Genomic DNA, 24,608 nt, shown 5'->3' on the forward strand with positions numbered 1-24,608 from the left:
AAGAGCTGCTCCTTTATCGGCTTGAGCCGCAGTACCTGCGACCAACGTTTATTACAGTCCATCGCGACGTCTTTTCTTATTGCACCTGCTGTTGCACCACCGGATCGAAAGGGTAGATACGGCGCCATTCGGCGGCCATATCCACCACCGTCCAACCCTGGGTATTTGCCTCATCCAGCGCCTTGTCCAGGCGCCCGACGGAAGATGTGCGGTCATAGGCCCACTCGCGTGCAGCGTCGGTGTGGTGCACCAGCCCCATCAAGCGCTTGCCTTTGCCGGCTGCCGTCCATTGCAGCATCGGCAAGTCGCCGTCGGAGTTGCCGAAGGCCAGGATCGGGCGCCGGCCGATGATTGCGTCGATGCTTTCCGGCTTGCCCGGGCCATCGTCGTTATGGGCCAGCTTGGCCGTGCGCAGGATGCTGGGGATGCCGTCGGTGATCTGGAACTGGGTGACGAAGGTGCTGCCGATCACCTGCTGCGGCGGCACGCCGTAGACCACTTCGGCAAAGGCGCGCATAAACGCGGTGTCGCCACCGGAGACGATGTAGGTCTTGAATTGCTGGCTGCGCAGGTAGTCGAGCATTTCCAGCATCGGCTGGTAGATCATCTCGGTATAGGGCTTGCCGGTTTTGGGATGACGGGCCTGGGTCAGCCAGGCTTTGGCGTTGGCGATAAAGGTCTCGGTACTGATGCCGGTGTGGGTGGCGCCGATGATTTGCAGCAAGCCGTCCATACCGCTCTGGGCCAAGGCCTGGTGGTCGTTTTCCAGTACCGCTTTGAACGGCTGGGTGGTTTGCCACTGCGGATGCTGGGGCGCCAGGCGTTTGATTTCGTCGAACGCAAACAGCACCTGGAAGTACGCCGGTTGCTCGGTCCACAGGGTGCCGTCGTTGTCGAACACCGCGATGCGTTCGGCCGGCTTGACATAGTCGGTGGAGCCCTCGGTGGTCACGGCCTGGACAAATTCGATGATGTGCTTCTTGCTCGGCCCTTCGTTCCATGAGGGCAGCGGGTCGGCGGCGAGTGCCGGGAAGGTCAGCAAGAGCAACAGGGGCAGGGCGCAGCGCAGAGACGTCATGGGAAATCCTTTTCGCGACGTGGGTTCAGTGGTTGCAAGCGTAGTTGACGCCAGACCCAACGCAATGTGCTGCGGGCGCGTCGCCACAGCGGCGGTAGCCGTGGCCACAGCACGCCGATCAGGTAGCCGGCGAGTACCAGCGCTGCCAGCGCCGCGCTCCAGGCCAGGCCGTGGCGCGACAGTTGCCAGCGGCTGTGTTGGCCGAGGTCCCTGAGGTCCTGGGCGATGGAAAAGGTCGGGTGGTAGGCAGTCCCGGCCAAGGCCTCGACGCTGATGGCCGGCAGTTGCGCCACTTGCAGGCGATGGTTGCGGCTGTCCCACCATTTCACCTGGATCGCAGGCAGTTGGTAATGACCCGCGTGCTCGACCCGGTACACCCAACGATCCACCCGCTGCCCGCCGGTGACGGTGCCGCGCCCGTCATCCAGGTTGCTGACCAGGGGCGATTGCGGGTAGGCCCGCAGGCCGTCAATCGCAGCCTGGGGCGGCGCGGCCAAGGACAGCGCCGGGGTATTGTCGGCTTGCAGGGTGAGGGTGCGGGTCAGGCTGTCGCCGACGTGCAAGGGGGCCGCCGAGGCGCTCAAGATTTGTGTCAGGCGCAAGGCGTCAGCCACCAGCAGGTACTCGCCGGGAGCGAAACCGGGTGGCAGCGTGGCCTTGAAGCTCAGTGGCGCGCTGTGGACGCTCAAGGGCGCGCTGGCCTGGCCGGGTTGGGCACTGATGGCCAGGGACGGCACATTGAAGCGCTGCGCCACGCTGGGGGTAATCCGGTAGCGGTAGCGCATGCCATAGAACATCTGGCCGTCGATCACCTGGGTCAGGTGCTCGGACTCGCCGCCCGGCGCCTCCACCCGTGCGCCCGGCAATTGCAGGGCTGGCAGGTTGGCGGCGGCGGTGAACCAGGTGTCGGTGAGGACATCGACCTGCAACTGCAGTTGCTCGCCCACCACGACCTGCGGCCCCGGCAACAACTGCACCTGGACCTTGAGTTGCGGCGCGCTGGCCCAGAGTGGCGCGCAGAACAGCAGGCCGAGCAGGGCGTACTTATTCATGGCCGGCACCCTGGTCTTGCAGGCTGAACTTGCGCCGCAGGAAGTTGGCAGGCGAAGTGCTCAGGTTCTGCAACCACAGGGCGTCATTGCTGGCCTGTTCGGTCTGCACGGCCTTGGTCTGGCCCTTGCCGGGAGTCTTGTCGAACTTGATCGCGTCAGGCTTGACCTCGGGGGCGTTGTCGGCTGCGCCTTCGGTGTCTTTTTTCAGGGCCATGGCCAGGGCCAGGTTGGCGCTCGCTTCGGCAAAGTGAGGCTGGTGCTGCAAGGCTTGCTGGTAGGCGCTGATGGCCTGGTCGAACTGGAAGCGGCGCACGTAGATGTTGCCCAGATAAAACGCGGCCTGCGCCGTGTCGAGCTGAGCGAAGGTGGCCAGGGCCAGGTCATAGTCGGCGGCGTTATAGGCGGCGATGCCTTTCCAGTAGGGGTCGACAAACAGCTGGGCGGCGGCGGGATAGTGATGGTGCTCAAAGGCCCAGCGCCCCTGTTGATCGGCGCTAAGGAACGCGTCGGCCAGGGCATTGGCCTGGGCCGGCGGCGTCGGCAGGAACAGGCCCACCAGCAACACGCCAGCCCAGTTCAGGCTCCAGCCACGACGGATGCACAGCAACGCCAGCAGTAACAACGGCCAGCACAGCCAGTAGCCGGCGTCTTTCCATTGCAGGGCGCGCTGTTGTTCATCGGCATTCTGAAAGTGCTGTTGGGCGTGCAGTTCTACCCAGTCCAGGTCGTCGTCATTGAGGGTCAGGCTCCCCAGCGGTGCGTCGGTGGCGGCGGCCAGTTGCCGCAGGGCCGGGGCGTCGAAACTGCCGGGGTTGCTGCCGACGGCCAGTACCAGCACTTGCAGCGGGCTGTCGCTCAACAATGCCTTGAGCTGGGGCAGTTGGGCCAGATCTGCGCCGTCGCTGACCAGTAGCAGGCTGCCGGGGGCTTTTTCTGCCGCCAGCAGGCGCTTGGCTTGCACGATAACGGCGGCCACGTCCTTGCCTGGCCGGGTGAGCAAGTCGCTGCTCAAGGCCTGGATAAAACTGTCCAGCAGCGCCGGATCGTCAGTGGGCGGCAACACCAGGTGCGCACTGCCGGCGTAGACGATCAGTGCAGTGCGTGCGCCGCTGCGACGTGCAATCAGGTCATGCAACTTGTGCTTGGCCGCTTCCAGGCGGGTGGGCGGCACATCAAGGGCGTCCATGGACGGCGAGAGGTCGAGGGCAATGATCAAGGGCGCACGGTTCTCCAGGAAGCCCGGTCGGTCCTGTTCCCAGGTCGGTCCGGCAGCGGCGAGGGCGCCGAGCACCAACAGCGCGCTGGCCAGGTGCACGGGCCGCAGGCGATGGGGGTCGCTGGGCGTGAGCAACAGGTGCGGCAACAGATGGGGGGCGATATTGCCGCGCAGGCGTCGTTGCAGGTCGCGGCTACGGCGCCAGAGCAAGGGCAGCAGCACGCCGACCAGCGCCAGCAATAGCCAGGCCGGGCGCAACACGTGCAGGTCATTGAGGTTGAACGCCATCAGCGGCCTCCCGTCTTGGGCGGTGTGGCCATGCCGCCGCGAGCAGGTGATACAGCGCCAACAGGCTCAGGGCTGCGGCCAGCGGCAGCCAGAACAGATCGCGCTTGGGCTGGTGGCTGAGGGTTTTGACTTGATGGGGGGTGAGTCGGTCCAGGGTGGCGTAGACCTGGTCCAGGGTGTCTGTGTTTTCAGCACGCAAGTAACGCCCGCCCGTGGCCTGGGCAATCTGCTGCAAGGCACTGAGGTTGACCTTGTCTTCGCCCGACGCGCTGGGGTCGCCAATGCCGATGGTATGGATCACCACGCCTCTGGCCGCTGCCATGCTGGCCGCGTGGTCGGGGGTGATGGCGCTGCTGGTGTCGTTGCCGTCGGTGAGCAGGATCAGCACTTTTTCCTGTTCGTGGGCGGCGTCCAGCAGTTTCAGGCTCAGGCCGATGGCATCGCCAATGGCGGTATTGGGCCCGGCCATGCCGATGCCGCTGTCATCGAGCAGCAGCGCCAGGCTGGCATGGTCCAGGGTCAGTGGCGCCTGGGGGTAGGCGCCGCTGCCGAACAGGATCAGGCCCAGGCGGTCATCCTTGCGGCGCTGGATAAACCCATGCACCACCTGCTTGACCGCGGTCAGGCGGTCGATTTTCTGGCCGCTGGCGTCAGTGAAGTCCTGGGTCTGCATGGACTGGGAGATATCGATGGCGAGCATCAGGTCACGCACCGGCTGTTGGCGTTCGATGGGTTTTTCCACCCACACCGGACGGGCGATGGCCAGCACCAGCAAGCCCCACACCAGCAGATTGAGCAGCAACTGCGCGCGATTGTTCTGGCTGCCACTGGCCGCAGGCTGCTGCCCCACTGCGCGACTCATGCCAGCAAAAAACGGCACACGCACGGCGCTACGGGCCTCGCGGTAGTCGGGCAGGTAACGCCAGGCCAGCCAGGGTAACGGCAGCAGGAGTAACAACCAGGGGTAGTCAAGCTGCCACATGGTGACCCTCCACCCAGGATCGGCACTGGGCCAGTAGCCATGTGCGTTGTTCCGGCGAAAGGGCGTCGGCCGGGGCGTAAGCCAGCTCGGCCAGTTGCCGGCTGAGGTCTGCCGGCACGGGAGCGCCGGCATGACGTTGCAGGAAAGCTTGCCACTGGGCGCCACTCAAGGTCGGGATGTGTTGTCGTTCCGCGGGCGCCAGGGGCATCGACAGCGCCACGCGCTTGAGCAGCACCGGCAACTCGCGCATATCCTCCAGGGCGTCCAGTCGCGCCAGGGCTTCACGGCGATAGGCATTGCGCCGCCATTTCAACCAGGACCGTGCCGCCCACACCAGCAGGACCAGGATCAGCAGCCCCAGCAGGGCCCACCAGCCCCAGGTCTGTGGCCAATAGCTGACGGGCGCAGGCAAGCCCAGCTCTTGCAGCTGTTCGATGCTCGGCACCTGGCTGTTCAACGACGCCTGCCCAGTTCGTCACACAATTGATCGGCGGCGGGCAGTGCGGTGCTGAACATCAGCAACGGCACCTGGCTGCGGCGCAACAGGCTGGCGACATCCTTCAGGCGCCCGCCCAGAAAATCTCCCAAGGGCTGGCGCACCTGCTGTTTTTGCACCGCCAGTTCCACTTGCAGCTGGCCCTGGGTCACGCGCAATTGGCCGGTTCTGGGCACGTTGAGGGCCAGTGGATCGTAGACTTGCAGCGCGATCACATCGTTGTGGGCCGACAGTTGCCGCAGCCGTTGCAAGGTGCCTGGCCCGGCGCCGGCAAAGTCGCTGACGATGCAGATCAAATGGTCATGCCCGGCCAGGGCCAGGCACTGCTGCAAGACCTTGTCCAGTTGCCCATCGCCTTCATGGTCGGGATTGTTGGCGTTGAGCGCCTGGTTATGCTGCACGATGCGGCTGCACAGGGCCTCGACCCGTTTGCGACTGCGCAGCGGGGCCACGACGTCGATGCGCTCATCGTTGAAGACCACGCCGCCAACCCGGTCGCCCGCGTTGAACACTATCCAGGCGGCCAATGCACCGAGTTCAGCGGCAACCGCCGATTTGAAGCTGCGCACCGAGCCAAAGAACATTGACATGCGTTGGTCGACCACGATCAAGGCCGGGCGGTCGCGCTCTTCGGTAAAGGCGCGCACCACCGGCTTGCCGGTGCGCAGGGAGGCGCGCCAGTCCAGGTGGCGCAGGTCGTCACCGGGTTGGTAGCGCCGCAGTTCGTCGAAGTTCAGGCCGCGCCCACGCAGCCGTGAGGCGTGGTTACCCGCCAGGATGCTGCCCTGGGGTTGGCGGGCAATAAAGCTCAGGCCCCGGGCCTGGAATTGCAGGGCCATCAGTTGCCCGAGGGACACGTAAACCTGGCCGTCAGCGTTCATGCCGGGATCGCCACGTTGGCCAGGAGTCGGTCCAGTACCTGATCGGCGCCGACCCCATCAGCCACGGCGTCGTAGCTCAGTTGCAGGCGGTGGCGCAATACCGGATGGGCCACCGCCTGCACGTTGGCCGGGGTGACGAATGCCTGGCCCTGCAACCAGGCGTCGGCGCGGGCGCAGCGGTCCAGGCCGATGCCGCCCCGGAGGCTGGCGCCGAGGCTGATCCAGCGTGCCAGGTCCGCGTCGTAATCGCCGGGATGGCGGGTGGCGTTGATCAAGTCGATCAGGTAGCGGTCGATGGCGGGTGAAACCTGCACCGCGCTGACTTCCTTGCGGGCGGCGAAGATGACCTCCTGCGCCAGGTTAAAGCCTGAGGTGGCTGCGCTGTCGGTGGTCTGTTCTTCGGCACGCAGCAGGCGCAGCACTTGGCTTTCATCGGCGGCGCTGGGGTAGTCGAGGAGGATTTTCATCACGAACCGGTCCATCTGCGCTTCCGGCAGCGGGTAGGTGCCTTCCTGCTCGATGGGGTTCTGGGTCGCGACCACGATAAACAGTTCGGGCAGTGCATGACTGGCGCCGGCCACGGTGATTTGCCGCTCTTCCATGGCTTCGAGCAAGGCGGCCTGGACCTTGGCCGGGGCGCGGTTGATTTCATCGGCCAGGATCAGGTTGCCGAACAAGGGGCCTGGCTGGAAGCGGATCTGGTTCTGCCCATCCACCTGGTGCAGCACCTCGGCCCCGGTGATGTCCGATGGCAGCAGGTCGGGGGTGAACTGGATGCGGCTCATCCTGGCGTCCAGGTGCCTGGCCAGGGCCTTGACCGTGCGAGTCTTGGCCAGCCCCGGCAGGCTTTCCAGCAGCAGGTGACCGTTGGCCAGCAGGCCCAGGAGGATCTGCCGGATAACCTGGTCCTGGCCCAGCACGCTTTCGCCGATGCTGGCTTGCAGGGCGTTTAGATCGTTGAGCGCTGTCATCACAATCGTCCTTGAAACGTTGGATCACCAGGGGGCGGCGACCACGATGTATTGCACGCTACTGCCGACGTAATGGGGCTGGTACCAGGTCGGCCCGCAATGCTGGTAGGCCACGCCATTGGCGATGACCGACACACAGTCCACCGGCACACTGTTGACCCGTGTGCCGATGGCCAGGACTGTCGCGGTCGTGGCACCGATCACGGCGGCCGTGGCCCATGGGTGATACCAGTCATCCGGCGGTGGAGGTGGAGGCGGCGGTGGTGGCATCGGGTAGGGATGCGGCCCGGGATAAGGCTGCGGATGTGGACCGGGCGGTGGCAGCGGATGGGGCGGTGGCCCTGGATACGGATGGGGCCCCGGCTGCGGGTGTGGCTCGGGATGCGGCGGGATTGGCCGGGGCGCCGGCATGGGGTGGGGCGGCGGGGGATGGAAACCGCCACCGCCATGGGGCACCACAAAGGTCCGGGCGCCGCCGCCGCCGCGTATCTGCCAGGCCTGGGCGGCCAGCGGATCGAGCAGGCTCAGCAGCAAACTGGCGGTGAGCAGCGTCGCCGTGGGCTTCATGGCAGGGCTCCTGCGGGGGCCAGGGGGATTGCCCGGGCACCGGCCGGCGGGGTGAACTCAAAATCACGATCGACGCTTGGGGCATCCAGTTGCCAGCGGTAATCGACACTGTGGCGTGGCCGTTCGGCGCTGTCGCGGCGGCTGATGACGAGGCGGCAAGGCAACGGTTGCGAGCCCTGGCGAATCCACAGTTGCCAGTCGATCTCCGGCTGGCGGAAGGCGTAGTGGTCGCATACCTGGCCGTCGAGGGTCTGGCTGTCGATCCACAGGGCATCGCTCAGGCCTGCGGCCTTGGCGGTGCTGGCGTCCCAGCGGAACAGGTCGGCCAGGGGCAGTTCGATGCCGTAGCGCTCGTTCAATTGCGCGAGCAGGCTGGCGATATCCGTGGGAGCGGCCTGTTCGGTGAAGTAGCCGCTGCGACTGTCGTACAGGGTAAAGCGCTGGCCGTTGTAGAACAGGCTGCGGCGCTGGCCATTGCGTTCGACCTGGACCCGCAGTTTGTCGGGACGCCTGGCCTGCAAGTGGGTCTGGTGCTGGAACTCGATGACCTGGCCGTTTTCCAGCACCTGGTCGGTGCGGCTGTCGGTGTCGAGCCGCAACTGCTGCAAACCGCGCAGGTAGCTGCCCATCTGCTCCAGGGCGGTCACGGCCCTGGGCTCCAGTTCGCCGCCCACGGCACCGCCGCTGACGATCAGCAAGCCAAGGAGTAACCCGCGTATGCGATAAAAACCCAACATGGCGTACCTCGCGGGTGGGGTCACCAGACGTATTGCATGCGCAAGGTCCAGGTGTTCACGTCCGGTGAACCGCGTCGCTCGGCAATCGTGTCGGAATAGGCCAGCAGCCCGCCAAACTGCGGTGTGAGCATAAAGCCGAGGCTGGCGCCCAACAGGCCGTTTTCCTGCTTGTTGTCCTGCCAGACGCCGTCGATCTTGCTTTCACCGCCCCGACTGTAGGTGGCATCCAGCGAAGCCCAGAGGGCGCGGTTGAGGGTGTAGCTGTAGTGGCCCTCGATGGCGTACAGCGGCTTTTGTTCCAGCTTGCTGTTGCCGTGGTACTCGTCATTGTCGCCAAACAGCGAGACCCAGGTATTGATTTCCAGCCAGGTTGGGCCAAACGGCGTGCCGAAACCCAGTTCCGGCTTGACCACCCAGCGGTTGGCGCCGATGTTGATCACGCGGTCCTTGTCATAGTCGCCGGTAGGCACGGTGAGCCACAGCGCGCCGGTGAGAAAGGTCTCGGGTTTCCAACTGGCGAACTCCTCGGCGGTCAGTGCCGGGCCGCCGAAGATGTTATGCGCGAACACCACCTGGGCATCGCCCATGCCGCCGTTGTGCTTGGTGCCATCGAAAAAGCGCGCGTTATCGAAGGAGGCCGATACATCGGCGTAGGGCTGGATAAGCTGGAGGGCGCTGTTGCGCCCGTCGATGCCGAATGAGCGGGCGTAGCGCAACAGGTACACGTCGGCGTTGAGCGACAGCCCATCGATGGGCAGCGTGGTGTCGATGGGCGTGTTGGTATCGACCCGGTTGTAGTACCCGAACAGCATGTTCAGGTCGGTGGGCGTGTTTTGCCAATCCCTGGCGTTGTCGGCAAGACTCATCCCCGGCATCAGCGCCAGCGTGGCGGTAGCGAATGCACTCAATTGACTGCGTGAAACCATGGCTCTACTCCTTGTTTGCCCGATGTCAGGGGATCTGGTCGGTTATTTCACCGGGGTCAGCGCCGGCAGTTTCCACTGGCCGTTACCCACTTCAGGCTTGGGCAGGTAAATGCGCAGCACGGCGTAGAACGGACCCGGTGGGGCTGGCAGCCAGTTGCTTTGTTCGGCTTTCGGTGGCTCGTGGTGCTGGACCTTGAGCGTCAAGCCGCCGTCGGCGTCGAGTTTCAGTTCGGGCAACATCCGTGAATTGATCAGGTAGCGTTTCTTGTGGTTGGCCACCAGCAGCTTGTTTTTGCCGTTGTACATGGTCAGCGACCAGAACGCGTCGGCCGGCGGCAGTTGGTCCTTGGCGAAATGCAGGGTGTAGCTGTGCTTGGCGCCGTTGGCCGGCTTGCCCTCGCTGTCGACGAAGTAGCCCATGTAGGCCGCTTCATCGGTAGAGTTGCCAAAAATCCCCATGTCGGCGCCGGCGTAGCGGTAGAGGTAGTTGTTTTTTAGGTGCTCGCGACTGCCAAACAAATCGCCGCTGCTCACCTGGTGGGTGTCGACCTTGTCTTTCTTGAAGGTGGCGAACTCGGCCTTGCCGTCGGCGATGCCGTCCTCCAGGGCCTTGCGTTGCTCGGCGCTCAGTTGCGCGACCTTGAAGGGCGCACCGGGTGCGATGCCGATCTTGGCAAAGCGCGCCAGCAGCTCTTTTTCACTGTCCTGGGGTGCAGCGAAGGCCAGCATGAAGTTCAGGTAGCGGAACAGCTGCGGGCTGTCGCTCATATCGGCGACCGGTTTGGGCCATTCGATCTTTGGCGTCTTGGCAGGCGCGGCCTGTTTGACGTAGCTGCTCAGGGGCTGGACCTTGTAGCCGCCCTGGATCTGCTTGACCTTGGCCAGGTCCTTGTCGTCGAACAGTTGGGTGCGGTACAGGGCGTAGGCGATGTTGCTTTCGCTGTAGACCACGCGATCCACATCCACCGGTTGCTGGCCCTTCCAATCGGGCCCGGCGACCATATAGTGCCCGCCATTGTTGCCGGTGCTGCGGGTGCCCAGGTAGGCGAAGTTCTGTGTATAGAGGTCGATCAGTTGCACGGAGTAGTAACGGCTGTCCTCGATTTTCGGCAGGGTCAGCACAATCGGCTCGCGGCGCAGATCCAGCCAGACGAAGGAGTAGGGCGTGTCCGAATTGGGGGTGACGAATGCCGTGTCCTTGGGGGTGAAGACCTTGGCGGTGTTGCCGATTTTGTTGAACGGCGCCTTGAAGTTGGCGCCGCCCTTGTCCACCGCCTGGGTGTAGAGGGTCTTGTACATTTCCACCACCGGGAAGCCATACAGGTAGGCTTCCTTGGCAATGGCCCGGGCTTCGCCGGGGGAGGCGGTAAAGTCTGCCCAGGCACCGCTGCACAGCAGTATCGAGAGGCTCGCCAGCAGCAGGCGCGTCGGTTTTGCAATCATGTGGGTGTGTCCTTCCTGCAATGCGTCAGGGAGCAAGGGTGATGTCGTCGAGTTTCCAGCGCTTGTCGAAGTACGCCTCGGTGGGCGCGTACAGTCGAAAATAGCTGAACCAGTGTTTGCCCGGCAGAGTCTGCACCCAGTTGTTCTCGAAGTCTTTTGGCGCGGTGGGGCCGAAGTACAAGTCCACCGAGCCGTCGGGGTTTTTCTTCAGGTCCTGGCGTGAGGACAGGTCGGCCTTGCGTTGGGGGTTATCGATCAGGCAGCGGCTGTCGATGTCGTACACGGTCATCGACCAGAACTGCTTGGCCGGTGGGTTGGCGCCCACATGCAATGTGTAATGCTTGGCGCCGTCCAGCCATTGGCCTTTTTGGTCGGTGTAGGCGCCGAGGTAGGTCTGGCCCAGGCCAGGGGTTTTCGAGACCATGCCTTTGGTGTTGGTCACGGCTTCATAAAACCAGGCGCTGCGCTCCCACAGTTGGTCGTAGAAAGCCACGCGCTGAGAGGGTTCGGCGATGTTCAGCACGGTGTCCCACTGGCGGTCCGGCCAGTACCGGGCCTGGGGAAAACGTTTGGCGAAGGTGTTGGCCTTGGCGATCAGTTCGCCCATTTGCGCACCTTGCTCCAGGGCCTGGCGCTGATGTTCATTGGGGTTGAACGGCTTGCCTTTCTCGATGCCGAGACTGGCGAGCATGGCCATGTAGAAACGATCACGCTCGTTGACCGGTTCCTCCTGGATGATGGCGTGCAGGCGCTCCCAGTACGCCATGCCACGGGGCTGGGTGCCGGACCAGGGTTTGCCGCCGGGCGACAGCAGGCGGGTCTTGCCAGGGGCGGCGCGCTGGGCATAGGGGTACATCTTGAATTGCTCGACCAGGGCCTTGCCCTTGGCGGGGTCGGGGTCGAGCACACGAAAGCCTACCAGCACGTTCATGGTTTCAGACTTGGCCAGGTAATACTTGCCCGCATCGACCGGTGGCTCGTGACCCGGTGGTAGGACCAGGTACTTGCCGCCCTTGCCCTGGTCCGGGCCTGTCTGGCCCATATCGATAATTGCCCGTTGCCAGAAGTCGCCGATGCCGCCGGCGGTAGGCCCGGGCGGCAGCTCGATCACCAGCGGGCCCGTCTGGTTGAGGTCGACAAAACCGAGGATGTACGGGGTGGTCGCATTGGCGGTGATCACGCCGAGCTTGTCTTCGTAAGTGTTGAGCACCATCAGGTCGCCACTGCGCGCGTCCAGTTTGGTGCTGAATTCGTTCTGCCATTGGGCGTAGGACACCAGTGGCAGGGCCCAGAGAAAACTCATGGTGGCCTGTTGGAAGTCCAGTTCGCCATACAGCTTGGCGATCTCGCTGTGGGCCGGCAGCTCGCCCTCCATGGCGATTGGGCCGATGCGGGTGTCCAGGGGCTGGGCGTGCACGCCCTGGCTGATGGCCAGGGCGAGCAGGCTGACAACGGTGCTACGAAGCAACAGACCCATGGTAAATATCCTTATTTGCCGAAAGTGACGTTGACGCCCGCAAACAGCGTGAACTGCGGCAGGCCATCGCCTTTGCGCGCCACCGTCCACTGCGGTTCGATAAACGCGTTGAGAATATTGCCGCCGGCTTTCCAGGCCTTGCCTGCACCCAGGCCGATGGGGATGTAGTGGGTGTCGTTCTTCAGGTCGAAGGTCCAGGTGCCGGTGGAGCGCAGGTACCAGCCCTTGGGCAGGTTGTGGATGATGAAGGGCTGGAACGTCGCACTTTCCACGTGTGCCCGGTCGCGGTCGCCGGCAAACGAACTTTGATACTGCACCAGGGCACCCAGCAGGCCGCGGGGCGAGGCATCGATGGCAATGGCGGCCAGGCCGGCCTGCCACTTGCCGGTGCCCAATTCATCGTGTTCGGCGGTGGGCGCGGTGATCTGCGGGCCGATGCCCAGCTGCACGCCTTCGGTCTTGAGCAGGAAGATGTCGAACAGGTTCAGGTCACCGATGCCGGTGCTGTAGCCGCTGTGGGGGTCGGGCCGGGTACTCAGGGGCAGGGTGGCGCGCAGCAGTTGTGGCACGCCGATAAAGTCCGACGGGGCAATCGGCAAGGTGCCGCGCAGCAACAGGTCATTGGTGTGGGCGTCGCTGTCGTACAACCTGGGGGTGTAATAGTCCTGCAGGCTGGCCCCCGGCGCCAGGTTGAGCGGGTTGTTGCTCTTGTTGGCGGTCTCGGCGTTGTCGGCCTGGGCGCAAAACGTGGGCAACAGTAGGGCGGCCAACATAAATGTCGGAATGCGCGGTGGCGTGGACATGATGGTTCCCCAGTTCCTTGGTCACTGACCCGATAGCGCTTCGTGCCGGCTAGCGGTGGTCCTTATTCGAAAACGTTGTAGGACATGTCGTTTGAAGCTAGCAGTTAAATTCAGACTCGCTAGTCATTCGGACGAATTAATGACGTTGTGTGGGGGCAATCACGGTTTTTGGGAGGGGGGGCAGCCAGGCAGCGTCATCGTTAACGATCATCGCGAGCAAGCCCGCTCCCGCAGGAGTACGCGTAGCGCCGCGTTGTGTGTTTGATCGTGGGGGCAGCTATCAGCGACTCCCCAGCATGGCTTTGACTTTGTCGCGCAGTTGATCGATGGAGAACGGCTTGGCAATCATCTGCACACCGGCAGGCAGCTCGATGTTTTCGGCATAGCCGCTGGCAAGCAGGATGGGCAGGGCTGGGCGCACGTCGCGGGTCTTTTGCGCCAGTTCCTTGCCATTCATGCCCGGCAAGCCCCAGTCGGTCATCATCAGGTCGATCACATGGGCGTGGTCTTCTATAAATGTCAGCGCCGCTTCGGCGTGTTCTGCCTCAAGTACCTTGAACGCCAGTTCTTCGAGCACATCGACGATCAACATGCGCACGATGGCATCGTCTTCGACTACAAGGATGGTGGAGGCAGCGGACATAGTGAGGGTTCCCAGGTGGTGGAGGTACAGGTCTTGAGCAATTGAAAGACCATCCTCTAGTGAGTCGCGTCGATCCCGGCAAGTTCCCCGAACGGGGCAGGCATTGTGCAGATAATCAGGTTCAATGTCCCGGATGTGTCGTTGAAGTACGGCAGAAACATAGCCGTCGTCGTCGATTTTCGGGCAAACTCCCGGTTTTTCCGCACTCGGCCAAGGCACGCCCATGACTCCCGCTTCGTCAGTCGATGAAAACAGTTTCCGCAAACTCCTGAGCCGCAACGTGGCTTTGCCATTGGGTGTGGGCGTGCTCAGCGCGGTGTTCTTTGTGTGCCTGATCACCTACCTGCTGTCGGTGATCCAATGGGTGGAGCACACGGACCGGGTGATCAATAACCTCAATGAAACCGCAAAACTGACGGTAGACCAGGAAACCGGCATGCGCGGCTTCCTGATTACCGGGGACGAGCATTTCCTCGACCCCTACGAAGTGGCCAAGCCACGGATCATTTCCGACCTGCACAACTTGCAGGCGCTCGTTGCCGACAACCCGCAGCAAGTGGACCGGCTCAAGCGCCTGGAGGCGCTGCAACTGGAGTGGAACCGCTACGCCCGGGCGATGATTGACCTGCAACGGCAAAATGGGGATTACCGTGCTGCGGTGAAGGCCGGGCGGGGCAAGCGCCTGACTGACGAAATCCGCAAGGAGTTCGATGCCGCGGTTGCGATGGAGCAGCAGTTCCGGCTCGATCGTAATGCCGATGTGACCCGCACCACGGTGCTGAGCGTGACCCTCTACCTGCTGTTTGTCCTGGGCCTGAGCGGTTTCCTGGCGTATGCCGGCAGAAAGAACCTGCTGGTGCTTTCAGACAGCTACAGCGCCAACCTGGCCTCGCAAATGAAGATCGCCAAGCGCCTGGAACAACAGGCCTGGCTGCGCAACGGCCAGACCGAGTTGGCCGAGCAGGTGCTGGGCCAACTGACCCTGAACCTGCTGGGGCGCAATATCCTGCAATTCTGTGCCCAGTACATGGGCTCGGTGGTGGCCGCGCTGTACGTGCGCGAAGAACACGGAGGCCTCAAGCGTGTGGCCGCCTATGGCTTCTCCCGCGAGCAGGAGCAGCAGGAACAGGCGATCTACCGCGATGAGGGGATTGTCGGCCAGGCTGCCCAGCAGCATCGTCTGATTCGCCTGGATGATGTGCCGGTGGACTACTTCAAGGTCAGCTCCGGCCTGGGCGATGGCGCGCCCCGCAGCGTGCTGGTGGTGCCTACCAGCGACGATGATCGGGTCAACGGGGTGATTGAGCTGGGTTTCCTGCGCCCTCTGGAGGAGCGCGATGTTGAGCTGCTGGAGCTGATCGCCGGCAATATCGGCACTTCCATCGAAGCGGCGCGCTACCGCCAGCGTTTGCAGGAAGTGCTGGCCGAGACCCAGCAGCTCAATGAAGAGCTGCAAGTGCAGCAGGAGGAACTCAAGACCGCCAACGAGGAGCTGGAGGAGCAGTCACGCATCCTCAAAGAGTCCCAGGCCTACCTGGAAACCCAGCAGGCGGAGCTGGAACAGACCAACGAGCAATTGGCCGAGCAAACCCAGGTCCTGGCCGACCAGCGCGACGCCATGGATCGCAAGAACGTCGAGCTCAATCGCGTCCAGGTCGAACTGGAGGACCGCGCCGATGAGTTGCTGCGCTCCAGCAAGTACAAGTCCGAGTTCCTTGCCAACATGTCCCACGAGTTGCGCACCCCGCTCAACAGTTCGCTGATCCTGGCCAAGTTGCTGGCAGAGAACTCCGAGGAAAACCTCAGTGCCGAACAGGTCAAGTTTGCCGAGTCGATCTACTCGGCGGGCAATGACTTGCTCAACCTGATCAACGATATCCTCGACATTGCCAAGGTCGAGGCCGGCAAGCTCGATATGCGCCCTGAGAACACCAGCGTGGCGCGCCTGGCAGAGGGCTTGCGCGGGATGTTCGAGCCGTTGGCCAGCGACCGCAAGCTGGGCTTCCAGGTAGAGGTGCAGGCCGGCGCGCCGCTGATGCTGTTCACCGACCGCCAGCGCCTGGAGCAGATCCTCAAGAACCTGCTGTCCAACGCGGTCAAGTTCACCGAGAAGGGGCAGGTGAGCCTGACCATTTCCCGCCAGCCGGGGGAGGGCATTGCCTTTACCGTGCGTGACTCGGGGATCGGAATCGCGCCGGACCAGCAGGAAAGTATCTTCGAAGCCTTCCGCCAGGCCGATGGCACCACCAACCGCCGTTACGGCGGCACCGGCCTGGGGCTGTCGATTTCCCGCGACCTGGCCACCTTGCTGGGCGGCTACATCCATGTCACCAGTGAGCCGGGCCAGGGCAGCATCTTTACCCTGGTGCTGCCGGAACAGTACGTCGAGCGTGATGAAGACGCGCCAGCCATCGAACACCCGCGGGCCGTGGTACCTGCCCCGGCACCCGTGGCGCCCGTGAAGGTTTCGCCACTGCCGGTGGCGGATGAAGCGCTGATCCCGCGCTTTGCCGACGACCGCGAGCAGGCCCCCTTTGCTACCCGCTGCATCCTGGTGGTGGAAGACGAGCCGAACTTTGCACGGATCCTCTTCGACCTGGCCCATGAGCTGGGCTATCACTGCCTGGTGGCCCATGGTGCGGATGAGGGCTACACCCTGGCCGAACAGTACCTGCCCGATGCGATCCTGCTGGACATGCGCTTGCCCGATCACTCCGGGCTGACCGTGCTGCAACGCCTCAAGGAACATGCCGAGACCCGGCATATCCCGGTGCATGTGATCTCTGTCGAGGATCGTGTGGAAGCGGCCATGCACATGGGCGCCATCGGCTATGCGGTCAAACCTACCACCCGCGAAGAGCTCAAGGACGTGTTTGCGCGCCTGGAGGCCAAGCTGACGCAGAAGGTCAAGCGCATCCTGCTGGTGGAAGACGATGACTTGCAGCGCGACAGTATTGCCCGCCTGATCGGCGACGATGACATTGAGATCACTGCCGTTGGCTTCGCCCAGGAGGCCCTGGACCTGCTGCGCAGCACGGTCTACGACTGTATGATCATCGACCTCAAGTTGCCGGACATGCTCGGCAACGAGTTGCTCAAGCGCATGGCCACCGAGGATATCTGCTCGTTCCCGCCGGTGATTGTCTACACCGGGCGCAACCTGACCCGGGACGAAGAGGCGGAACTGCGCAAGTATTCGCGCTCGATCATCATTAAGGGCGCCCGCTCGCCGGAACGCTTGCTGGACGAAGTGACACTCTTTTTGCATAAAGTCGAATCCCAGCTGTCCCAGGAGCGGCAGAAGATGCTCAAGACCGCCCGCAGCCGCGACAAGGTCTTCGAGGGCCGCAAGGTGCTGCTGGTGGACGATGATGTACGCAACATCTTCGCCCTCACCAGCGCCCTGGAACACAAGGGGGCGATTGTGGTTATTGGCCGTAATGGCCGTGAGGCAATCGAGAGACTCAATGAGGTCGAGGACATCGACCTGGTGTTGATGGACGTGATGATGCCGGAGATGGACGGCTACGAAGCCACCGCGTTGATCCGCCAGGACCCGCGCTGGCGCAAGTTGCCGATCATTGCGGTGACGGCCAAGGCCATGAAGGACGACCAGGAGCGCTGCCTGGCAGCGGGCTCCAACGATTACCTGGCCAAGCCCATTGACCTGGATCGGCTGTTTTCGCTGATCCGCGTGTGGTTGCCGAAGATGGAACGCATTTAAGTGGAAATACACTAAGTGGATCGAAGTACTGATATTGAACTGCGCTTGCTGATCGAGGCGATCTATCTCAAGTACAGCTATGACTTTCGCGACTACTCCGGGGCTTCGGTCAAGCGCCGCGTGGCCCATGCCTTGCGCCAGTTCGACTGCAAGACCATCTCGGCCTTGCAGGAGCGGGTGTTGCACGATCCCACGGCATTCATGCAGTTGCTGCAGTTCCTGACCATCCCGGTCAGCGAGATGTTTCGTGACCCGTCGCACTTCCTGGCGATCCGCCGGGAAGTGGTGCCATTGCTCAAGACCTACCCCTCGATCAAGATCTGGATCGCGGGTTGCAGCACCGGGGAGGAGGTGTATTCCATGGCGATTCTGCTGCGCGAGGAGGGGTTGCTCGAGCGCACGATCATCTATGCCACGGATATCAACCCCCACTCCCTGGAAAAGGCCAAGCAGGGGATCTTTTCCCTGGAGAGCGTCCGTGCCTACACCCACAACTACCAGCAGGCCGGTGGGCAGCGTTCATTTGCCGACTACTACACGGCGGCCTACGATTACGCGATCTTCGACAAGACGCTGCGGGAAAACGTAACGTTCGCCGACCACAGCCTGGCGACTGACAGTGTGTTTTCGGAAACGCAATTGATTTCATGCCGTAACGTACTGATTTATTTCAATAAAAAGTTGCAGGATCGGGCATTTGGGCTGTTTCATGAGTCGCTGTGTCATCGCGGCTTCCTGGTGCTGGGCAGCAAGGAAACCCTGGATTTCTCTGCCTACAGCAAGCAGTTCGAACCCCTGGTCAAGCAAGAACGGATCTACCGCAAATCATGAATGAAGCTGCTGCCAGCCCGGCGCCTGTATCGGGTGTCCAAGCCATTGTCGTGGGGGCTTCCGCCGGTGGGGTCGAGGCTCTATTGAGCATTTTCGGTGCCTTGGTGCCAGGGTTCAGCCTGCCGATCATTGTCGTGCTGCACCTGCCGGATGAGCGCCGCAGCCAGTTGGCCGAGGTGTTCGGCCGACGCGTGGCAATGACGGTGGTGGAGGCGCGGGACAAGGAGATGATCCAGCCCGCTACCCTGTATTTTGCAGGGCCGGGCTATCACTTGTCGGTGGAGCACGACCTCAGCCTGTCCTTGAGCCAGGAAGAGCGCGTCCATCATTCCCGCCCGGCCATTGATTATCTGTTTGAGTCGGCCGCCGACGCCTATGGCCCGAATTTGCTGGCGATCCTGCTCACAGGCGCCAACCAGGACGGTGCGCGTGGCCTGGCCCATGTCAAGCAACGCGGCGGCATCACCGTGGTCCAGGATCCGGAGCAGGCCCGAGTGGCCGTGATGCCCAGGGCGGCCCTGGCGCTGCATACACCTGACCATATCCTTACCTTGAGCCGCATTGGCGATTTGCTGGCCTCCCTGGAATCTTCCCCATGCTGAGTACTATCCAGGCCAAACTGCTGATCGTCGACGATCTGCCGGAAAACCTGTTGGCCCTTGAGGCGCTGATCAAGCGCGAGGACCGCCAGGTCTACAAGGCACTGAGTGCCGACGAGGCGTTGTCGCTGTTGTTGGAGCACGAGTTCGCCATGGCGATTCTCGACGTGCAGATGCCGGGCATGAATGGCTTCGAGCTGGCCGAGATGATGCGCGGCACCGAAAAGACCAAGAACATCCCCATCGTGTTTGTCAGCGCCGCAGGCCGGGAGCTCAACTACGCCTTCACAGGCTACGAGAGCGGCGCGGTGGACTTCCTGCACAAGCCGCTGGATATCCATGCGGTCAAGAGCAAGGTCAATGTGTTCGTCGACCTGTATCGCCAGAGCAAGGCCATGAAGCTGCAGGTCGAGGCCCTGGAGCACAGTCGCCGTGAGCAGGAGCAGTTGCTCAACCGCCTGCAGGCGACCCAGGCGGAGCTGGAGCAGGCGGTGCGCATGCGGGATGACTTCATGTCCATCGTTGCCCACGAGGTGCGCACCCCGCTCAACGGCCTGATCCTGGAAACCCAGCTGCGCAAGATGCACCTGGCCCGGGACAACGCGGCCGCCTTTACCCTGGACAAGATGCACGCCATGGTCGACCGCGATGAGCGCCAGATCCAGAGCCTGATCCGTTTGATCGAAGACATGCTCGATGTGTCGCGGATCCGCACCGGCAAGCTGTCGATCCGCCCTGGGCCGTTCGACCTGGCGCAGCTGGTGCGCAACTTGCTGGAGAACTTTGCCCCGCAAGTGGCGGCGGCCGAGTCGACGGTGCAACTGCAGGCGCCGCAGCCGGTGGAGGGCAAGTGGGATGAGTTTCGCATTGAGCAGGTGGTGTCCAACTTGCTGACCAACGCCCTGCGCTACGGTGCCAAGAGCCCGGTAGCGGTGCGTGTGTATGCCGAGCACGGCGAGGCCAGGGTTGAAGTGCAGGACCACGGGATCGGTATCAGCGAAGACAACCAGAAGCGGATTTTCCAGCAGTTCGAGCGCGTGTCTGCCAACCATGCGGTGTCAGGGCTTGGCCTGGGGCTGTTTATCTCCGAGCAGATCGTTGCGGCCCACGGCGGTACCATTGAGGTCGAGAGTCGGATAGGAGAGGGCGCGTTGTTCCGGGTGTGCCTGCCCTTGGGAGGCGGGTCTGAAAACTAACGCAAATCTGACGCAACCTCTGCGTGACCCGATGGTCGTATCAGCAGCAATTGACCGGACAAAGGCTTCCCATGAGTGAAGATGCGCAAGATGTTGTACTGATCGTCGAAGATGATGAATCGATCATGTTCGTGTTGGGCGAGTACCTTTCGGGCCTGGGCTATCGGGTACTCAAGGCGGTCGACGGCGAGCAGGCCTTTGAAATCCTCTCGTCCAAGCCGCATCTGGACCTGATGGTCACCGACTATCGTTTGCCTGGCGGGATTTCCGGCGTGCAGATCGCCGAGCCGGCGATCAAGCTGCGGCCGGAATTGAAGGTGATCTTTATCAGCGGGTATCCGCAGGAGATCCTGGAATGCAACAGCCCGATCACACGCAATGCGCCGATCCTGGCCAAGCCGTTTGATCTGGATACGTTGCAGGAGCATATCCAGAAGTTATTGGCCTGAATGATTCTTGGCTGAGGACTGGCCACCTGCATCAAGGGACTTTCTGGCCAAGTAGTACGCGCTACCCGCACATTTCGGTTACCCACATCCACATAAGGGAACCTTCCGATCGAGACAGACCAATTAACGACTGACAGATGTACGTTTTAAGTCGTTGTTTAAAGTCCGTTTCTTATCAGAGGGTAACCTATGTCTTTGTCCGGGATTTCCACCCAGCACTATTTTCCCCATCACCTCAACAACCCGATGACTGTTGAGAGCACAGAGGCTGTGCCTCAATCGTTACGGAATATGGAGGGGACTGGGGACCGGCAGCTGCTTGCACTCTACGCCAACGCTATAAGGCAAGCGACGCAGACAAACACCGGGGAGGAAATTCTTGGGGGGATTCCGGGGGATTCAAAGTTTGGGGAGTGGTGGCAGCAGTTGTTCAGCGCGGCGCACAGCCCGATGTTCCTGGCGTGGGCAAAATCGAAGAACATCGATACATCACAGCCCATGACGTTCGACCCTTACAGAAGCACTTTGACTGTCACGATCAACGGCAAGCGCACTGTATTAAAGGGAGAGGAACAAGGCCAGGATTGGGAGGGCGTCATGGCCCCGATCAAGGCCGCTGCGAAGGCATTTACGCATTCGACCTTGGACCTGCCAACCGACCCTGGTCAAGCACCGCTCATTTTGGTTGCACGGTTCCATGGGGAGTTCCTGCTCCCTTACAGGAAAGAAGAGACGTTGGCCCGAGCAACCCAGCTTGAACACAATCAGGCTTTCGATGTGTTGGGAGCTGATACCTACGTTGAGGTGGAGGCCCAATCACCTGATGCGCTCGCACAGCAAAAAGGCGCACTGGGCGATAGCATCGATAAGTTTACTGTGTTGCAGGCACTTCAAAAGTATGACCGCTCATGGTCACCGACCCTTTCGAGATGGTTGGCTACCACGCAAATACCTCTTCATCCGGGCTCTTCCTACGGGCAAGACACCCAGCGGGCCAAAGCCAGCCTGGAAGACCTGCTAAACGCGGGTGGCTGGCACATGCCTAAGGATCTTGACGAGCTGGATAATCTGATACGCGCCCTCGCTGCCCCGGCGTTGCCCGTGCCTGTTTACGGCGATTTTGGAGGAGCGCTGGCATGGCCGGAGCCTATGTCGCAGGAAGACCAAGGCAGACTGTTTGGCATTGTGGCGGATAACCAACCGCCATTGCCCGGCCTGGATAGCGATGCTGTATTGGGCAGTACTGATGTGCTGGGGGCCCTGATGAAAAGGATACCTGAAAGCACTAAACGAGACCCCGTTGCCACCTTGCAAGCGATTTTCTATTCCAACGGCGCAGAAAATTTGGGCCAAGAGCTGAAAAAGCGAATGGGTGACGTGGCCGAACAATCTTCTCCCCTTGAGATGCTGATGACCGCCTTGTGGGCCACTCTGGACGCCAAGGGGTTGGACGATCCCAAAGCGGGCTACGTGGCGGGTTTCGATCTGGCTGCACAGGAGCACAATAGGCAACCCTTGTCTGTTATCAAACAACGACTGATCGAACACCTGAAAAAATTCCATATCACCACCGCAGAGGCCGCTCCTGTCGCTGCGGTGTTCTTGCTTCGCCGTGCCGCGCCAGAGCTACTGGTTAGTGGCGTTCCACCATCCATCACATACGGGACGCTGGCTTGGCTCACCTTCAAGAACGCGGTAGATCGGATTGAAGCGACGAGCCCTGGAGCCACTGCAAGTATGAGCTTTACCCAAATCGTTGCGTTCGATTCCATTGCCCCTGTGACGGACCAAGAGCAAGACATTCAGGAGCAATCCTCACAGCAGGGGATCATGGCGTGGGGAGCGATCAACGGCATACTGCCTCCTGAAGGGCCATATACGGAGGCCCAACTTGCACAAGCCCGTCGGGCAGCCAGTCTGCAACAGCAGCAAATGATGGATGCTGTGTCGGGGCTTACCGCTTCGGTCCCAACGCAACGCTCTATCGCATTGGCAGAACTCAAGGCTCGATTCGGCGAAGGCTTTCCTTTCGAAGAAAAAAGTATTCGTAGCCATAGAACAACAACAGACAGTTATAAATTAACCCCCTCGATCACGACTGATCCTGTGGGTAGTTATTCGTTGCTAGATCTCTATCTGTCGAAAAACGCTGGGCAGAGTGTTGGCTGGCACTCCTCCAACCCTAGGATTACCGAAGCAGTCATCCGGGAAGTCAGCGCCCTGACGGACCCTATCGTCAAACATGAAGCAGCGTTCGACTTGTACAAAGGCAACCTGTCGCAAGCCTGGAGTGCGGTGACTAGAAGCCTGATTGCCAACCTGCCTTTGGAGGATCGGAAAAACATCGAATGGGGCCAATTGACGGTCTATCAGTCCGGCATATCAGAGCGCGTGAACGTCATAGTAAAGAACGGATCACATTGGGGCGACAGGAACTTTTCTCCAAAAGTCGATGACAGGTCGTTGATTATCAAAACCGAACGTAACGGTTCAACGACGTACTACGAATTTGACCCCCAGCATAACGCGATTCGCAGGCGAGATGACTGGAAGGACAGCTTCAAGGAAGGGCTGCAAGGCAGCGAGGTCAGAACAACTCGATATCTAAGTGAATACTTCACGGCGCCTGAAATCCGGCGACTCAGCCCAAGTGATGATGACGTGAGCAGGCAGTTGGGTCGCAATGACGGTGTAGGTCAGCCCAACTCGTTCTCCAGTAACAGAAGCGTCTACCTGGGCCAGATGCTCTCGGATAACATCATTAAGTCTTATCGTTGGGACGATATAAAAGCCTCGACACGTGAAATCACGACGTTTGATGAAGAAAAAGCGCAAGGCGAATTTATGCGCAATCTGATCCTGGCGCCGATCCCGGGAGGGACAGCCCTATGGAACCTGGCACAAGGTAATTACCAAGGTGCGCTGGCTGACGTGATTTTTGACCTTGTCATGTACGCCACCACTGCAGGGTTTGGCAACGTTGGCGGGGCTGCTAAAGGGATATCTAAAGCGTCCAAGCCGTTGGGACAGTCATTACTCAGGAGCGTGGGGCAGGGCGCGCGGTCTGGCGCGAGCAGGGGAACCTCTATCATTAATAGTGCCTATCAACGTATTCGTTCACGGGTCAAGGGCGACTTTACACAGTCCGGGGTGCGAATGAATCAGCAGCAAGCCCGCCTGGTCGACGCTCGCACAGACCTGTTTGAGGGCACAGCGAAAGCCACTGAGAGTGGCGCCTACTTCCAGACGATCGCACGCTACGACGCTGGTAAACGTGGCTGGTACGCCTACAATCCCACGACAAACACGTCTTATGGCAAGCCACTCGCAGAGTTCAAGCCAGTCACCTCCACCAATCTGGATACGAAGTGGCAAAACCTGACGAGAAAAGCTGAAAATGGGCCTCAAAGTGCCGCATTTCGTGATGGCTACCTCAATGGCGATCCCGCTAGTATTCCGGGATACTTCTCAGGCATGACTTCTTCGCAGGTAAAGAAATTAACAGTCAGTTCTAAAAAACTCTCGCCCAAGCAAATGGGTATTTTGGCTCGTCAGCATGAGCGACTTGCCGTTCAACATGGCTTGAATGGGGTCAATATGTTCAATGACACCGTGCGTTCAGCAGGTGGCAGTGTGACACCGATGCCGCAGATTTTTTATCTGAGCCAAACACAGCCTTTGTCTAAAGGGCAGTGTGCAGCGCTCTCACACCTGCTGGTAGAAGCTACCCGCAACGGCAAGGTCAACACACTGATCAACAACTTTTACCAAGCCGCTGCAACTCCGAAAGCGGCATCTTCCAGGAAATTTATCCAGACCCTGACAGATTTGCAAAAAAAAGTCGAAACGCCAACAGGCTTTCATGGCGTAAGTTCGAGTCAGGTAAATTCAGTACCCTATACAAAAATTGCTGATGATCTGGGCCAAAGCCCTGGGACGAAAATACTGATGTTGGGTGACGACGGGCATGCGATGAGTGCTGGTGTACTAGTCGATGGTAATAAACGAAGCTATTTCTTTTTTGACCCCAATTATGGTTTGGCAAGTTTTCCGTCGATAGACAGCTTTCGCAATGGCTTAACGAATGTTTTTAACAACAAGAACTTTGCTCGGCCCTATAAAACAACAGGCCCGGCAAACGAAGTTTTGGAAGTTAAAATGTCCACGAATGACGGCAGTTTCCTCTTGAGAGACGACATCGACAAGTCGGCAGTTATCAATGCATTTTCCGCCCCCCTGGAATAAGGAG

At 61.1% G+C, this 24,608-nt stretch carries 20 protein-coding genes; 6 read left to right on the top strand and 14 right to left on the bottom strand.

Annotated elements, in window-relative coordinates:
* Window positions 1–76: 76 nt before the first annotated feature.
* From HZ99_RS02415 to HZ99_RS02480, 14 genes are all read right to left on the bottom strand, one after another.
* Window positions 77–1,078, bottom strand: coding sequence for an HAD family hydrolase (locus tag HZ99_RS02415; RefSeq protein ID WP_038441103.1), 1,002 nt, complete (start codon window positions 1,076–1,078; stop codon window positions 77–79).
* Entirely contained in the window at window positions 1,075–2,130 is a 1,056-nt protein-coding gene (locus HZ99_RS02420; RefSeq protein WP_038441105.1) for a BatD family protein, read from the bottom strand. Before HZ99_RS02420 ends, HZ99_RS02415 begins: the two co-directional genes overlap by 4 nt.
* Complete coding sequence (locus tag HZ99_RS02425) at window positions 2,123–3,634, bottom strand: VWA domain-containing protein (protein ID WP_038441107.1); 1,512 nt, start codon at window positions 3,632–3,634, stop codon at window positions 2,123–2,125. The genes HZ99_RS02420 and HZ99_RS02425 overlap by 8 nt, the downstream gene beginning before the upstream one ends.
* On the bottom strand, window positions 3,615–4,616 hold the full coding sequence (locus tag HZ99_RS02430; RefSeq protein ID WP_038441109.1) for a vWA domain-containing protein: 1,002 nt from the start codon (window positions 4,614–4,616) through the stop codon (window positions 3,615–3,617). The genes HZ99_RS02425 and HZ99_RS02430 overlap by 20 nt, the downstream gene beginning before the upstream one ends.
* On the bottom strand, window positions 4,603–5,073 hold the full coding sequence (locus HZ99_RS02435; RefSeq protein ID WP_038441110.1) for a DUF4381 domain-containing protein: 471 nt from the start codon (window positions 5,071–5,073) through the stop codon (window positions 4,603–4,605). The genes HZ99_RS02430 and HZ99_RS02435 overlap by 14 nt, the downstream gene beginning before the upstream one ends.
* A complete protein-coding gene (locus HZ99_RS02440) occupies window positions 5,070–5,993 on the bottom strand; it encodes a DUF58 domain-containing protein (RefSeq protein ID WP_038441112.1) in 924 nt (307 codons plus the stop codon). The genes HZ99_RS02435 and HZ99_RS02440 overlap by 4 nt, the downstream gene beginning before the upstream one ends.
* Window positions 5,990–6,964 carry an AAA family ATPase gene (locus tag HZ99_RS02445; protein ID WP_038441114.1) on the bottom strand — a complete coding sequence of 325 codons (975 nt, stop codon included), beginning with the start codon at window positions 6,962–6,964 and terminating at the stop codon, window positions 5,990–5,992. Before HZ99_RS02445 ends, HZ99_RS02440 begins: the two co-directional genes overlap by 4 nt.
* Before the next feature lie 24 nt (window positions 6,965–6,988).
* Window positions 6,989–7,531 (bottom strand): hypothetical protein, encoded by a 543-nt coding sequence (locus HZ99_RS28930; protein ID WP_038441115.1) that lies wholly within the window; start codon window positions 7,529–7,531, stop codon window positions 6,989–6,991.
* Complete coding sequence (locus HZ99_RS02455; RefSeq protein WP_038441116.1) at window positions 7,528–8,268, bottom strand: DUF2092 domain-containing protein; 741 nt, start codon at window positions 8,266–8,268, stop codon at window positions 7,528–7,530. The genes HZ99_RS28930 and HZ99_RS02455 overlap by 4 nt, the downstream gene beginning before the upstream one ends.
* A 20-nt stretch (window positions 8,269–8,288) precedes the next feature.
* On the bottom strand, window positions 8,289–9,194 hold the full coding sequence (locus tag HZ99_RS02460) for a transporter (protein ID WP_038441118.1): 906 nt from the start codon (window positions 9,192–9,194) through the stop codon (window positions 8,289–8,291).
* Window positions 9,195–9,236: 42 nt separating this feature from the next.
* Entirely contained in the window at window positions 9,237–10,637 is a 1,401-nt protein-coding gene (locus HZ99_RS02465; protein WP_038441119.1) for a DUF1254 domain-containing protein, read from the bottom strand.
* Window positions 10,638–10,662: 25 nt separating this feature from the next.
* On the bottom strand, window positions 10,663–12,114 hold the full coding sequence (locus HZ99_RS02470; protein ID WP_038441121.1) for a DUF1254 domain-containing protein: 1,452 nt from the start codon (window positions 12,112–12,114) through the stop codon (window positions 10,663–10,665).
* 11 nt (window positions 12,115–12,125) lie between these two features.
* Entirely contained in the window at window positions 12,126–12,887 is a 762-nt protein-coding gene (locus HZ99_RS02475) for a hypothetical protein (protein ID WP_038447797.1), read from the bottom strand.
* Between the two features lie 310 nt (window positions 12,888–13,197).
* Window positions 13,198–13,560 (bottom strand): response regulator, encoded by a 363-nt coding sequence (locus HZ99_RS02480; RefSeq protein WP_038441123.1) that lies wholly within the window; start codon window positions 13,558–13,560, stop codon window positions 13,198–13,200.
* 223 nt (window positions 13,561–13,783) lie between these two features.
* Here HZ99_RS02480 and HZ99_RS02485 point away from each other — a divergent pair, with 223 nt between their 5' ends.
* From HZ99_RS02485 to HZ99_RS02510, 6 genes are all read left to right on the top strand, one after another.
* Complete coding sequence (locus HZ99_RS02485; RefSeq protein WP_038441125.1) at window positions 13,784–17,284, top strand: response regulator; 3,501 nt, start codon at window positions 13,784–13,786, stop codon at window positions 17,282–17,284.
* Between the two features lie 15 nt (window positions 17,285–17,299).
* Window positions 17,300–18,115, top strand: coding sequence for a CheR family methyltransferase (locus tag HZ99_RS02490; RefSeq protein WP_038441127.1), 816 nt, complete (start codon window positions 17,300–17,302; stop codon window positions 18,113–18,115).
* The gene (locus tag HZ99_RS02495; protein ID WP_038441128.1) at window positions 18,112–18,717 is read left to right on the top strand and encodes a chemotaxis protein CheB; all 606 of its coding nucleotides are present in this window, start codon (window positions 18,112–18,114) and stop codon (window positions 18,715–18,717) included. The genes HZ99_RS02490 and HZ99_RS02495 overlap by 4 nt, the downstream gene beginning before the upstream one ends.
* The gene (locus tag HZ99_RS02500) at window positions 18,711–19,910 is read left to right on the top strand and encodes a hybrid sensor histidine kinase/response regulator (protein WP_038441129.1); all 1,200 of its coding nucleotides are present in this window, start codon (window positions 18,711–18,713) and stop codon (window positions 19,908–19,910) included. Before HZ99_RS02495 ends, HZ99_RS02500 begins: the two co-directional genes overlap by 7 nt.
* 71 nt (window positions 19,911–19,981) lie before the next feature.
* Window positions 19,982–20,359, top strand: a complete 378-nt coding sequence (locus tag HZ99_RS02505) for a response regulator (RefSeq protein WP_038441130.1) — start codon at window positions 19,982–19,984, stop codon at window positions 20,357–20,359.
* Between the two features lie 189 nt (window positions 20,360–20,548).
* Entirely contained in the window at window positions 20,549–24,604 is a 4,056-nt protein-coding gene (locus tag HZ99_RS02510; protein WP_038441131.1) for a YopT-type cysteine protease domain-containing protein, read from the top strand.
* Window positions 24,605–24,608: the final 4 nt, after the last annotated feature.

Source organism: Pseudomonas fluorescens, assembly GCF_000730425.1.
GTDB lineage: Bacteria > Pseudomonadota > Gammaproteobacteria > Pseudomonadales > Pseudomonadaceae > Aquipseudomonas > Aquipseudomonas fluorescens_X.